12 protein-coding genes and 1 pseudogene are annotated in these 13,312 nt (G+C 33.5%); 9 read left to right on the top strand and 4 right to left on the bottom strand.

Annotated features, from left to right (window positions below; translation table 11 throughout):
- Position 1 precedes the first annotated feature (1 nt).
- Positions 2-1,717 carry a phosphoenolpyruvate--protein phosphotransferase gene (gene ptsP / locus JVV30_RS01410; RefSeq protein WP_053022620.1) on the top strand — a complete coding sequence of 572 codons (1,716 nt, stop codon included), beginning with the start codon at positions 2-4 and terminating at the stop codon, positions 1,715-1,717.
- Between the two features lie 112 nt (positions 1,718-1,829).
- On the opposite strand, the gene JVV30_RS01405 is transcribed toward ptsP, so the two are convergent.
- Positions 1,830-2,063: a glutaredoxin family protein gene (locus tag JVV30_RS01405; RefSeq protein WP_053022621.1), complete on the bottom strand. Its 234-nt coding sequence runs from the start codon at positions 2,061-2,063 to the stop codon at positions 1,830-1,832.
- Between the two features lie 200 nt (positions 2,064-2,263).
- Here JVV30_RS01405 and JVV30_RS01400 point away from each other — a divergent pair, with 200 nt between their 5' ends.
- The 5 genes and pseudogenes from JVV30_RS01400 to JVV30_RS01380 form a co-directional block, all read left to right on the top strand.
- The gene (locus tag JVV30_RS01400) at positions 2,264-3,616 is read left to right on the top strand and encodes a cytochrome ubiquinol oxidase subunit I (protein ID WP_053022622.1); all 1,353 of its coding nucleotides are present in this window, start codon (positions 2,264-2,266) and stop codon (positions 3,614-3,616) included.
- Entirely contained in the window at positions 3,616-4,632 is a 1,017-nt protein-coding gene (locus JVV30_RS01395) for a cytochrome d ubiquinol oxidase subunit II (RefSeq protein ID WP_053017747.1), read from the top strand. Before JVV30_RS01400 ends, JVV30_RS01395 begins: the two co-directional genes overlap by 1 nt.
- Positions 4,633-4,757: 125 nt before the next feature.
- On the top strand, positions 4,758-5,417 hold the full coding sequence (locus JVV30_RS01390; protein ID WP_011276142.1) for a potassium channel family protein: 660 nt from the start codon (positions 4,758-4,760) through the stop codon (positions 5,415-5,417).
- Positions 5,418-5,577: 160 nt separating this feature from the next.
- Positions 5,578-5,967: a YbaN family protein gene (locus tag JVV30_RS01385; RefSeq protein WP_053022623.1), complete on the top strand. Its 390-nt coding sequence runs from the start codon at positions 5,578-5,580 to the stop codon at positions 5,965-5,967.
- An 801-nt stretch (positions 5,968-6,768) separates the two neighbouring features.
- Positions 6,769-7,151, top strand: a pseudogene (locus JVV30_RS01380) (IS5/IS1182 family transposase); the annotation flags it as partial.
- Here the strand turns inward: JVV30_RS01380 and rnjA are convergent.
- From rnjA to def, 3 genes are all read right to left on the bottom strand, one after another.
- Entirely contained in the window at positions 7,148-8,827 is a 1,680-nt protein-coding gene (gene rnjA / locus JVV30_RS01375) for a ribonuclease J1 (protein ID WP_053022624.1), read from the bottom strand. The pseudogene JVV30_RS01380 and the gene rnjA overlap by 4 nt on opposite strands.
- Entirely contained in the window at positions 8,827-9,045 is a 219-nt protein-coding gene (locus JVV30_RS01370; RefSeq protein ID WP_053022625.1) for a DNA-dependent RNA polymerase subunit epsilon, read from the bottom strand. Before JVV30_RS01370 ends, rnjA begins: the two co-directional genes overlap by 1 nt.
- A 490-nt stretch (positions 9,046-9,535) precedes the next feature.
- Positions 9,536-10,087: a peptide deformylase gene (gene def / locus JVV30_RS01365; protein WP_053022626.1), complete on the bottom strand. Its 552-nt coding sequence runs from the start codon at positions 10,085-10,087 to the stop codon at positions 9,536-9,538.
- 130 nt (positions 10,088-10,217) lie between these two features.
- Here def and JVV30_RS01360 point away from each other — a divergent pair, with 130 nt between their 5' ends.
- From JVV30_RS01360 to JVV30_RS01350, 3 genes are all read left to right on the top strand, one after another.
- The gene (locus tag JVV30_RS01360; protein WP_053022627.1) at positions 10,218-10,841 is read left to right on the top strand and encodes a YkyA family protein; all 624 of its coding nucleotides are present in this window, start codon (positions 10,218-10,220) and stop codon (positions 10,839-10,841) included.
- A gap of 171 nt (positions 10,842-11,012) precedes the next feature.
- Positions 11,013-12,125, top strand: coding sequence for a pyruvate dehydrogenase (acetyl-transferring) E1 component subunit alpha (pdhA, locus tag JVV30_RS01355; protein WP_053022628.1), 1,113 nt, complete (start codon positions 11,013-11,015; stop codon positions 12,123-12,125).
- A gap of 3 nt (positions 12,126-12,128) precedes the next feature.
- Positions 12,129-13,106, top strand: coding sequence for an alpha-ketoacid dehydrogenase subunit beta (locus JVV30_RS01350; protein WP_053022629.1), 978 nt, complete (start codon positions 12,129-12,131; stop codon positions 13,104-13,106).
- Positions 13,107-13,312: the final 206 nt, after the last annotated feature.

Genomic DNA, 13,312 nt, shown 5'->3' with positions numbered 1-13,312 from the left:
TATGTCAAAATTAATTAATGGTATTGCGGCATCAGATGGTGTCGCAATTGCTAAAGCTTATTTATTAGTAGAACCTGATTTATCATTCACTAATGAAAAAGTTACAGATACTGATGCTGAAATTCGAAAATTCAGAAATGCGTTAGAAGCTTCTAAAATTGAATTAACTAAAATTAGAAATAATGCTGAAAAGCAATTAGGTCCTGATAAAGCTGCAATTTTTGATGCGCATTTATTAGTACTTGATGATCCTGAGTTAATTCAACCAATCGAAGATAAAATTGCGAATGAAAAAGTAAGTGCTCCAGAAGCCCTTGATGAAGTTACTTCACAATTTATTACAATCTTCGAATCTATGGATAATGAATACATGAGAGAACGTGCTGCAGACATTAGAGACGTGTCAAAACGTGTGTTAGCACATCTTTTAGGTGTTGAATTACCAAACCCAAGTATGATTGATGAAAGTGTTGTTATCGTTGGAAATGACTTAACACCTTCAGATACAGCACAATTAAATAAAGAATTTGTTCAAGGTTTCGTTACAAATATTGGTGGTCGTACAAGCCATTCAGCAATTATGAGTCGCTCATTAGAAATTGCTGCAGTTGTAGGTACGAAATCAATTACTAAAGAAGTTAAACAAGGCGATATGGTTATCGTTGATGGTATCACTGGTGACGTTATTGTTGACCCAACAGAAGATGAGTTAATTGCTTATCAAAACAAACGTGAACGTTTCTTTGAAGATAAAAAAGAATTACAAAAATTACGTGATGCTGAAACAGTAACCATCGACGGAGAACATGCAGAATTAGCTGCAAATATCGGTACACCTGATGACTTATATGGTGTAATGGAAAATGGCGCTGAAGGAATCGGATTATATAGAACTGAATTCCTTTATATGGGTAGAGATCAAATGCCAACAGAAGATGAGCAATTTGAAGCCTATAAAAAAGTGCTTGAAACAATGAAAGATAAACGTGTTGTAGTTCGTACGTTAGATATTGGTGGCGATAAAGAACTACCATATTTAAATTTACCTAAAGAAATGAATCCATTCTTAGGTTACAGAGCAATCCGTTTATGCTTAGATCAACAAGATATTTTTAGAACGCAATTACGTGCATTATTACGTGCTTCAGTATATGGTAAATTAAACATTATGTTCCCAATGGTCGCTACAATCAATGAATTCCGTGATGCGAAAGCGATTCTTTTAGAAGAAAAAGAAAATCTTAAAAATGATGGTCATGATGTCTCTGATGACATTGAACTAGGCATCATGGTTGAGATTCCATCTACAGCTGCATTAGCTGATATCTTTGCTAAAGAAGTTGATTTCTTCAGTATTGGTACGAATGATTTAATTCAATATACTATGGCAGCTGACCGTATGTCAGAACGCGTTTCTTACTTATATCAACCATACAACCCAGCTATTTTACGCTTAGTTAAGCAAGTTATTGAAGCTTCTCATAAAGAAGGTAAATGGACTGGTATGTGTGGTGAAATGGCTGGAGATGAAACAGCGATTCCATTATTACTAGGTTTAGGCTTAGATGAGTTCTCAATGAGTGCGACATCTATTTTAAAAGCTAGAAGACAAATCAATGGTTTAAGTAAAAATGAAATGTCTGAATTAGCTAACCGTGCAATTAATTGTGCTACTCAAGAAGAAGTAAAAGATTTAGTTAATCATATTTCTAAATAATAATATATAGATTAAACACCTTAACTGACGTTAAGGTGTTTTTTTACAATAAAGAACCTAGCAACTAAATCATTTCATTTAGTGCTAGGTCTGTATCGTTAATATGATTATGCTATGAACTAATATGACATGCAGCATTAATCTTATCTAAGTCCACTTGATACATTGGTTCGCCATCTAAGAGAATAAATGGTGTAGCGAACGCATCATAATCCATCATTTCAGCGCGATATTGTTGATTCGCAATGTTCTTTTCAATATAACCGACCTTGTGTTCAGTAAGATAATTTTTTACAAATGTACAAGGGGGACAATCATTTTGAGTAAAAATAACGATGTTTGGCAATCGAGCTCACTCCTATCGAGTTATTATCATGAAAAATACTATATATAATTTTGGAAAGAAATGCAAACTGTGAAAATTATGTGAATTTCATAAAAAAATCTTCCTTAAATTTAAGCAAAAGGATTTAGTTAGAAAATAGAACATAATATAATTTATATTAATTGCTTTTTAAAAATAGATATAGAAAAGGTGATAAAATTATGGATTCCGTTGAAATTAGTCGTTTCCTAACTGGTATGACATTAGCAGTACATATCATCTTTGCGACGATAGGTGTTGGTATGCCACTTATGTTCGCAATTGCAGAATTTTTAGGAATCAAAAACAAGGATCCTAAATATATAGCATTAGCCAAGCGTTGGTCGAAAGGTTATACCATTACTGTTGCTGTCGGTGTTGTAACAGGTACAATTATCGGTTTACAATTATCATTAATTTGGCCAACATTTATGAAAATGGGTGGGCATGTCATTGCTTTACCACTATTTATGGAGACATTTGCGTTCTTCTTTGAAGCGATATTCTTAAGTATTTATTTATATACATGGGATCGTTTCAAAAATAAATGGACACACTTCATTATTAGCATCCCAGTTATTATCGGTGGTTCATTCTCTGCGTTCTTTATTACATCAGTGAACTCATTCATGAATACACCAGCAGGATTTGAAATGAAGGACGGCAAAATGGTTAATGTACAACCACTTGAAGCAATGTTCAATCCTTCATTCCTAGTAAGAGCGTTCCATGTGGTAGCTACTGCAGGTATGACAATGGCGTTTGTTCTAGCATCTATTGCAGCATTTAAACTATTGAAAAACAAATATAATAAAGATGCAGAATATCATAAAAAAGCTTTAAAAATGACTATGATTGTTGGATTCTTATCAACATTATTGTCAATGTTAGCGGGAGACTTATCAGCTAAATTCTTACACCAAGCGCAACCTGAGAAATTAGCGGCTTACGAGTGGCACTTTGATACGCAATCGAAAGCGGATTTAGTATTCTTCGGTGTATTAAACGAGAAGACTCAAGAAGTTGAAGGTGCTATCAAAATACCAGGTATGCTGAGTTTCTTAGCGGATAATAATGTAAACACTAAAGTAGAGGGACTCAATGATTTTCCGAAAAATGAACTACCTCCATTAATTGTCCATTACTTCTTTGATTTAATGGTAACTATGGGTGTATTATGCTTTGTTATTTCAGGTGCTTTTATTTTAACTTTAATCATTAAGAAACTACGTAAATTCGTTACGCATAAAGGTATGTTATACGCGATTCTTCTTACTGGGCCAGCTTCTATGTTAGCTATCGAATTTGGATGGTTTTTAACTGAGGTTGGGCGTCAACCATGGATAGTTAGAGGATATATGCGTGTGAGTGAAGCTGCTACGCAAGCAGGAGGAATAACATTAGTTACTATACTATTTGGATTACTCTACTTAGTATTACTCTTTACATCAGCATATGTACTCATTCGTATGTTCAAAGATAAACCTGCCCAAGATGATGTAGATAAAGTCATCGAAAAAGGAGGTCATGCTTAATGGATTACACTACAATAGGTATTACCGTACTTTGGACGTTCTTATTTTTATATATCATTGTTGCTTCAATTGACTTTGGTGCGGGTTTCTTTACTTTACACACTAAATTAACTGGAGAAGAGAAAAAGATTAACCACTTAGTTGAACGATACTTAAATCCAGTATGGGAAGTTACAAATGTATTCTTCGTGTTCTTCTTTGTTGGATTTGTAGGATTTTTCCCTGATTCAGCATTATATTTTGGTACTGTGTTGCTAGTACCTGGTTCTATTGCGCTTATTCTGATTTCTATTCGAGGAAGTTTCTACGCATTTGAACATTATGGTCAAGACACTAAATTGCCATGGATAGTTATGTATGGTTTAACAGGTTTGTTAATTCCAGCATCATTAGCAACGGTATTAACAATATCTGAAGGTGGCTACATCAATGAACGTGGTTCACATTTTGATTTAGATTGGTTCCAATTACTACTTAGTCCATTTGCTTGGTCAGTCGTCTTTTTAGCAATCATTAGTGTATTGTATATATCTTCAGGATTTTTAACATACTATGCATCGAAAGCTAAAGATGAAGTGGCATATAAATATATGAGACAATGGTTTATTTTCTGGGGACCTCCTATGATTATTATTTCACTATTTGTTTTCTTATCGTTGAGAATTCAAAATGCAGATCATTTCAATAATGCAGTACAACATTACTGGTGGATGTTTGCATTAAGCTTCATTTGTTTCATTGTAGCGGGTATTTTGAACTTCATTAAGAAATATCATGGTCTAGCATTTATAATGGTGATACTCCAAATGGCATTTGCATTTTATGGATATGGCATAAGTAAATTACCTTATTTATTATATCCATTTATTAAGGTAAGTGATTCAGGTGTTAATGATTCAATGGGATTAGCACTTGTGATTGTATTTATTTTAGGTTTACTTTTATTAGTTCCATCGTTAATATTATTATTGAGATTATTTGTATTCGATAAAGAATATGTAGAAGGTAAAAAATAATTATAATAATAGAAGGGGGCTGAGATAATGAACATCAATGTATATTAACTTTATGAAGTATAATATACATGATGTCATTTATCTCAGCCTTTGCCTTATTTTTAAGAGATAGGGGTAGCCGTTCAATGGAGAAAGAATATGTTGTTATTGGGTTAGGTCGCTTTGGTGGAAGTATAGTAAGAGAGTTAAATGCGTTAGATATGGATGTTATGGCAATTGATAGAGACGAGGCACGTGTTAATGAATATAGTGACATTGCAACGCACGCAGTCGTAGCTGATACGACAGATGAAGCTGTGATGAAAAGTTTAGGTATTCGTAACTTTGATCATGTTATCGTAGCAATTGGTGAAAATATACAATCTAGTACATTAACTACGCTTATTCTTAAAGAATTAGGTGTTAAAAAAGTTACAGCAAAAGCTCAAAATGATTATCATGCTAAAATATTAAATAAAATTGGTGCAGATACAGTTGTCCATCCTGAGAGAGATATGGGACGTCGAATTGCGCATAATGTAGCAAGCGCTAGTGTTTTAGACTACCTTGAATTAGCAGATGAACACTCACTAGTTGAATTAAAAGCAAGTGAAAAAATGACAGGACAATCAATTATCGATTTAGATATTCGTGCGCAATTTGGAATCAATATTATTGCGATTAAACGTGGTAAAGAAATTGTTGTATCCCCAGACCCTTCGATGAACATCGAATTTGGAGATATATTGATTATGATAGGTCATGATAATGATTTAAATCGTTTTGAAAAGAAAATTGTAAGATAAAGTTTGCATCACAATTATTAAAGGACTTCGAATCATAGACATAAGATTGATTGACGATTTGGTAACTTTAATACTTGTGATGTTTTTATAATAACTAGAGGGAATGTAAGTGGAAAATATCTAGTTTCAAAAATGGGATATGGAGTGATGATACAAGTAAATGAGATATGTATTAATAGCATTAGGTATATTATTTACTGTAATAGCTTTTATAGGTGCAGTGTTACCATTATTACCGACAACACCGTTTTTAATTTTAGCAGTCATATGTTTTACGAATAGTTCCAAAAAGTTCAAAGTATGGCTTGAAAGCACTCAAATTTATAAAGATTACGTTGAGAATCTTAAAAAGTATAAAGGTTATACGATGAAAGAAAAAATAAGAATACTTATAAGTTTATATATAGTAGTTGGTTTTTCTATTTTTATGATTTCAAACTTATATATTCGAATTGGGTTAGTCATTATGGTAATCATTCAAACGATTGTGTTATTTACATTTGTTAAGACATTACCAGCGAATTTTAATCAAGACAAAGGATCATCATAGTTATCGTAATCAGGAAGAGGTTGGGACATCATTCCTAGCAAAAATGCCAGTAAATGCGTTTGTTAAAACGCATTTACTGGTTTCTTTCGTTACAATACTTGATATTGTTGGCTCGCTACCTTAGGGGACAGCTTCAGCCTGTAGTCCTTTTAAAGAAATGCTTAGATGAACATTTACTCATTCTGTTGTGATGCTTGCCTAGGGGGATGGGTCGAGCCGCGGTCTCGACACTCATCCTACTCCCTCAGGCGTCACACAACGTCATTCGTAGTTCATCTTTAGAATTTCTTACATAAGTGCGCTAGCACTTATGTTCATTAATAACCAACAGAGGAGTCGCGCAACGCCATTTATTATCCATCTTTAGAGCTACTTACCTAAGTGTTAAAGCACTTAGGTTCATTGAAACTACTGCTCCCCTAGGAGTCTCCGCAACTCTGTTTCGTAATCTATCTTAGAACTATTTACGTAAGTGTGTGAGCACTTACGTTAATTAACCCCAGCTTACTTTGCTTGTAGATTTTCATGTTGAAAATCTCTTCGCTAGGGCCCCGCACGCAACGCCAATTATTATCCATCTATAGAGCTACTTACCTAAGTGTGTGAGCACTTATGTTCATTAATAATCAACGTAAGAGTCTCGCCAAAATATTTTATATTTATATGTAATTTTATATTAAAATACTAAAAAATATAATATGACTCAAGTAACTATACCAAAATATAATAATAGTTATTTTAAAATAGACCATGATGTCACATTGATGAAAATGAAAGAAGATTGTATGAAAAATGGACAACTGTATGAACTTCAATTCAAAAATAAATAAAAAATGAATGAAGAATTATAATTGTGAATGTTTTAAAGCCCAAATTAATTGAATACTTTTAGAATCTAAAACGAAAACCACCTACAGTCAAAGGAAAATTGATGTGGCGCTTACTTTTAGATTTATGGAGGCGTTTTTGGGTTTCACTCGAATGTCTGTACAAGAGATAAATAAATCCAAAAGAGAATAAGGAATTGTGCTAATGCACATAATATAAAGAAAGTAACAACTCAATGAGCTAAAAATAATAAAAAAGACAATTTCTATATTATTTCAATAGAAATTGTCTTAATTTACTTATCCTGGAACTTTATGTCCTGGACGCTATTACGTCATGCAGAAACCATTTATTAATCTTCGTTCACTTTCATGATTACAGGTAAAATCATTGGACGACGTGCTGTTTTATCATATAAATAAGGTTGTAGTGTCTCAATGATTGACGATTTAATTTGATGCCATTGAATATTTGGATTAGCATTTAGTTTTGAAATAACATCAGTTTTAATTTTACGTTGCGCATCGTAAATTAATTGTCCAGATTCTCGCATATATACGAAACCACGAGAAATGATGTCTGGACCAGAAAGCAATTTATTAGTACTGAAATCGATACTAACGACAACTATGACTAAGCCTTCTTCAGATAATAATTTACGATCGCGGATAACGACATTACCAATATCACCAATACCACTACCATCAACTAACACATTTCCAGAAGGTATACGACCTGCTTTACGTGCTGAGTCATGTGTTAATGCAAGCACGTCACCGATATCAAAGATAAAGACGTTGTCTTCTTTAACACCACAGTCAACACCAGTCTGACCATGTGCTTTAAGCATGCGATATTCACCGTGAATAGGTAAGAAGTATTTCGGTTGAATTAAGCGAAGCATTAATTGCTGATCGCCTTGTGAACCGTGACCTGATGTATGGATATTAGATATTTTACTATGAATTACATCAGCACCAGCTTTATATAAAGCATTAATAGTGCGGTTGATACTCTTAGTATTACCTGGAATAGGTGAAGAACTGAAGACTACAGTATCATCTGGAATAATTTTAATTTGTTTATGCGTTCCATTTGCGATACGAGATAAAGCAGCCATCGGTTCACCTTGAGAGCCTGTACATAGAATAAGTAATTCATGTTTAGGAATATTGTTAATTTTATTTGGCTCCACAAAAGTTTCTGGCGGTGCTTTGATGTAACCAAGCTCCATACCAATTTTGATATTATTTTCCATAGAACGACCAAATGTTACAATTTTACGATTGTATTTAATTGCAGCTTCAACCGCTTGTTGTACACGGTAAATATTAGATGCAAAGGTAGCAAATATAATACGTCCCTTACAATTACGGAAAATCTTATCAACGTTCTGTCCGACTTCTCGCTCACTTAGTGTGAAATCAGGAACTAAGGCATTAGTTGAATCAGATAGAAGGCATAGAACACCTTCTTTACCTAATTCAGCCATTTTAGCAATATTCGCTGGTTCACCTACAGGCGTGAAATCAAATTTAAAGTCACCAGTATGAACAATTTTGCCTTCAGGTGTGTCGATAATTACACCGTAAGCTTCAGGAATACTATGAGTTGTTAGATAAAATGATATTTCAAAGTGTTTCGATTTAATAACACTATCTTCTGTAATCTCATTTAATGATGCATTACGTAACAAGTTGTGTTCATCTAGCTTATTACGTATTAGTCCTAAAGCTAATGGACCGCCATAAATAGGTACATTAATTTGCTTTAATAGGTAGGGCACACCACCTATATGGTCTTCATGTCCGTGCGTTATGAATAGACCGACAATTTTATCTTGATTTTGTTCGAGGTAAGTGTAATCAGGAATGACGTAGTCAATTCCTAGTAAATTATCATCAGGGAATTTAATTCCAGCATCTATGATGACGATTTCATTCTTATATTCGATGGCGTAAGTGTTTTTACCGACTTCACCTAAGCCACCTAAAGCATATACACCTACTTCGTTAGAATGTAATTGCTTCATTATTGAGCATTCTCCACGTTGAAATGATCAGAATGTTCTTTTTCATATTCTAAATGTGCGCCCTCTAATTTAGTAATGAATTCGATATTATAATTGCGGTCTTTTAAATAACGTCTTACTTGTTCCTCTGTTTCACCTTCAACATAAATTGTATTTGTGTTTTCACGAACGATTACTTCGTCTTTGTTATGTTGGAAAAATACTTTAAATACTGTCATATTGGATAGTTCCTCCTAAATTTAAACATCTTAATTGATTTTATTAATCTGAAACCTTAATCAACTTGATACGTCCAGTCATATTGCGTAGGTTAATAGTAGTACTTTATCAATTTACAATTATTTGCAGATATTGATTTGTCTACGTGTTGATATTAGCGTCATGTTATAAATATCGACCTAATAGTTATGTGATTAAGCACAATATGATATGTTTCTGACTTTCAAGCGTGTATTAAGGCAAATATAAATGTCGTTCATTATTTGAAAATTAGCATTACACTAAGATTTCAGTTACTATTTATTTTACATTATGTATATAAATAAATAAAGCAGTTTATATCTGTTCAACACTTCAATTACTAGATATAAAGTCTAAATATTATTAAATAAGTAAGAATTAAATTTATTGTTCACGCCGTGGATAAATAAAAAACTCAAACTACTTCCATATTTGAAAATAGCTTGAGTAAAATAAACTTGATTAAAGTTAAACCTCAACTGAGTCTGGTAATGGTGTTAATGGATTGTCTTGATCAATATAATCATAGAACATAATACCGTTTAAATGATCGATTTCATGTTGGAAAATAATCGCAGGGTAACCTTTTAATCTTAATTTAACTTCATTACCGTCAATGTCTAATGCTTTAATAGTTACTCTATAATGTCTATGAACTAATCCGGGAATATTTTCATCCACACTCAAACAACCTTCACCAGTAGGTAAATAGGCGTGTTGAACACTGTGGCTCATGATTTTAGGATTAACCAGCATATAGTCATATGATTTACCGTTTCCATCATCAGGTAAGTAAACAGCAATCATTCTTTTAGAAACATTGATTTGAGGAGCAGCTAAACCAACGCCTGAACGTAAACCATATTTTTTAGCAATGTCATCATCTTGACTGTTAATTAAAAATTGACGCATTTCTTTTAATGTATTTTTATCTTCATCAGATAACGGTAAATTTACATCTTCCGCTTTAGCGCGTAACGTAGGATGACCATCTCTGATAATATCTTTCATAGTTAACATGTCATACACCTTCCTTATAATAAAATATAACAGAAAAACGAATCATAAGTACATTATCTTATTTCATTTGATTTATAAAGCATAATTCTATATGATAACAGTCGAATGACTACGAGGAGGTTTACACTCAATGAAACTACGTAAAACAGTTGCAGTAGTAGCAGCGTCGACAGTTTTATTAGCAGGTTGTACAACAGATAAAAAAGAAGTGAAAGCATACAATGAAAATGTTCAAAAGGCGTTTGATAAAGAACAACCTATTAATAGTATTAGCAAGAAATTAAATTCTCTTGAAGAAAAGAAACAAGATTTATATAAAAAAGCGAATAGTGATAACGAGGAAACACGTAAGAAAGCAGCTGATGATATTCTTGATAATATCAAACAAAGAGAAGATACATTTGATAAAGAAATAGCAGCATTAGACGATTCTAAGAAACAATTTAATAAAGGCGAGTCACACATCAAAGAAATTAAAAGTGATGACAAGAAAAAAGAACTTAAAGAATTAGATGATGCAGTTAAAAACAAATATAAAGTTCATGACAAATATGCGGATGCCTATAAAAATGTTTTAGATAAAGAAAAAGATTTATTCGAACTTATCAAACAGGATGGTATAACGCAATCTCAAGTAGATGAAAAGAATGATGCATTAAATAAAGCACAGAAGAATTTCCAAGACAAATTTAAAGAATATTCAAAAGCTATGAACACAGTAAATAAAGAAAAACAAGATGTTGATAATCTGTAGTACTTTGGGTATTGATACAGATTGAATATCGATAATGATACAGTTGGAAAAACTGTATCTTTTTTAGTAATACAGAACTTTATTAAAATATTTAACAGTACAAATAAATTGTGGTACACTATGAGAGGATAAAATGAATTTCTATTATATGGGAAAGGTATGGTGAATTGAATGGCTCCTAAGTTACAAGCCCAATTCGATGCAGTAAAAGTATTAAATGATACTCAGTCGAAATTTGAAATGGTTCAAATTTTGGATGTTGATGGTAATGTCGTAAATGAAGACTTAGTACCTGATTTAACTGATGAACAACTAGTAGAATTAATGGAAAGAATGGTGTGGACACGTATTCTTGACCAACGTTCTATTTCATTAAATAGACAAGGTCGTTTAGGTTTCTATGCGCCAACAGCTGGACAAGAAGCTTCACAATTAGCTTCACAATACGCTTTAGAAAAAGAAGACTTCATCTTACCAGGTTACCGTGACGTGCCACAAATCATTTGGCATGGTTTACCATTAACTGAAGCTTTCTTATTCTCAAGAGGACACTTCAAAGGAAATCAATTCCCTGAAGGTGTTAATGCATTCAGTCCACAAATCATTATCGGTGCACAATACATTCAAACTGCTGGTGTAGCATTCGGTATTAAAAAACGTGGTAAAAAAGCAGTAGCGATCACTTACACTGGTGACGGTGGTTCATCACAAGGTGACTTCTATGAAGGTATCAACTTTGCTTCAGCTTACAAAGCACCAGCAATTTTTGTTATCCAAAATAACAACTATGCTATTTCTACGCCACGTAGTAAACAAACAGCAGCAACTTCATTAGCTCAAAAAGCTATTGCAGTAGGTATCCCTGGTATCCAAGTTGATGGTATGGATGCATTAGCTGTATACCAAGCTACTAAAGAAGCTCGTGATCGTGCTATTAATGGTGAAGGTCCAACATTAATTGAAACTATGACTTATCGTTATGGTCCTCATACAATGGCTGGAGATGACCCAACTCGTTACAGAACTTCAGATGAAGATGAAGATTGGAAGAAAAAAGACCCATTAGTTCGTTTCAGAAAATTCTTAGAAAACAAAGGATTATGGAACGAAGATAAAGAAAATGAAGTTATTGAACGTGCTAAAGACGACATCAAGAAAGCTATCAAAGAGGCTGACAATACTCCAAAACAAACAGTTATTGACTTAATGGATATCATGTACGAAGATATGCCTCAAAACTTAGCTGAACAATATGAAATTTACAAAGAGAAGGAGTCGAAATAAGCCATGGCACAAATGACAATGGTTCAAGCGATTAACAATGCGCTTAAAACTGAATTGCAAAATGACGAAAACGTAGTAGTTTTCGGTGAAGACGTTGGTGTTAACGGTGGTGTATTCCGTGTAACTGAAGGTTTACAAAAAGAATTCGGTGAAGATCGTGTATTCGATACGCCATTAGCTGAATCTGGTATCGGTGGTTTAGCTCTTGGTTTAACTGTAGAAGGTTTCCGTCCAGTAATGGAAATCCAATTCCTTGGTTTCGTATTTGAAGTATTTGACGAAGTTGCTGGTCAAATTGCTCGTACACGTTTCCGTTCAGGTGGTTCTAAAGTAGCACCTGTTACAATCCGTGCACCATTCGGTGGTGGTGTTCATACACCTGAATTACACGCTGATAACTTAGAAGGTATTTTAGCTCAATCACCAGGTATTAAAGTAGTTATTCCTTCAGGCCCATATGATGCTAAAGGTTTATTACTATCATCAATCAGATCAAATGATCCAGTTGTATATTTAGAGCACATGAAATTATACCGTTCATTCCGTGAAGAAGTTCCAGAAGAAGAATATACAATTGACATCGGTAAAGCTAATGTGAGAAAAGAAGGTAACGACATCACATTAATCGCTTACGGTGCAATGGTTCAAGAATCTGAAAAAGCTGCTGAAGAATTAGAAAAAGAAGGTTACTCAGTAGAAGTTATTGACTTACGTACTGTACAACCTATCGACATCGATACTTTAGTTGCTTCAGTTGAAAAAACTGGTCGTGCTGTAGTAGTTCAAGAAGCACAACGTCAAGCTGGTGTTGGTGCTACAGTAGCTGCTGAATTAGCTGAACGTGCTATCCTTTCATTAGAAGCACCAATCGCTCGTGTAGCTGCTGCTGATACAGTATATCCATTTACTCAAGCTGAAAATGTTTGGTTACCAAACAAAAACGACATCGTTGAACAAGCTAAAGCTACATTAGAATTCTAATACTTTTAGCTTAACAATTAGCTAGCAATCAGACTTATAGGAAGTAAGTAAGTAACATGTTTACTTTTTACTCTATGTGTGAATAAGTAAGTGTAAACTAGAGGCGTAGGGCAAAGTAATTTGATGTATTGGTTCAAATTATTCTGTCCTTGCTCTATGTTATAAATTTATTAAATGATGAATAAGAAATCTAGGAGGACAAGAAC

The organism is Staphylococcus sp. GDY8P47P, from assembly GCF_016892225.1.
Classification (GTDB): domain Bacteria; phylum Bacillota; class Bacilli; order Staphylococcales; family Staphylococcaceae; genus Staphylococcus; species Staphylococcus borealis.
The sequence above is the reverse complement of the archived record's forward strand: the minus strand, read 5'-3'. Positions and strand labels throughout refer to the sequence as shown.

Coding starts and splice junctions, on each gene's coding strand:
- ptsP (WP_053022620.1), top strand. CDS start 2: ATGTCAAAATTAATTAATGGTATTGCGGCATCAGATGGTGTCGCAATT.
- JVV30_RS01400 (WP_053022622.1), top strand. CDS start 2,264: ATGGATTCCGTTGAAATTAGTCGTTTCCTAACTGGTATGACATTAGCA.
- JVV30_RS01395 (WP_053017747.1), top strand. CDS start 3,616: ATGGATTACACTACAATAGGTATTACCGTACTTTGGACGTTCTTATTT.
- JVV30_RS01390 (WP_011276142.1), top strand. CDS start 4,758: ATGGAGAAAGAATATGTTGTTATTGGGTTAGGTCGCTTTGGTGGAAGT.
- JVV30_RS01385 (WP_053022623.1), top strand. CDS start 5,578: ATGAGATATGTATTAATAGCATTAGGTATATTATTTACTGTAATAGCT.
- rnjA (WP_053022624.1), bottom strand. CDS start 8,827: ATGAAGCAATTACATTCTAACGAAGTAGGTGTATATGCTTTAGGTGGC.
- JVV30_RS01370 (WP_053022625.1), bottom strand. CDS start 9,045: ATGACAGTATTTAAAGTATTTTTCCAACATAACAAAGACGAAGTAATC.
- def (WP_053022626.1), bottom strand. CDS start 10,087: ATGTTAACTATGAAAGATATTATCAGAGATGGTCATCCTACGTTACGC.
- JVV30_RS01360 (WP_053022627.1), top strand. CDS start 10,218: ATGAAACTACGTAAAACAGTTGCAGTAGTAGCAGCGTCGACAGTTTTA.
- pdhA (WP_053022628.1), top strand. CDS start 11,013: ATGGCTCCTAAGTTACAAGCCCAATTCGATGCAGTAAAAGTATTAAAT.
- JVV30_RS01350 (WP_053022629.1), top strand. CDS start 12,129: ATGGCACAAATGACAATGGTTCAAGCGATTAACAATGCGCTTAAAACT.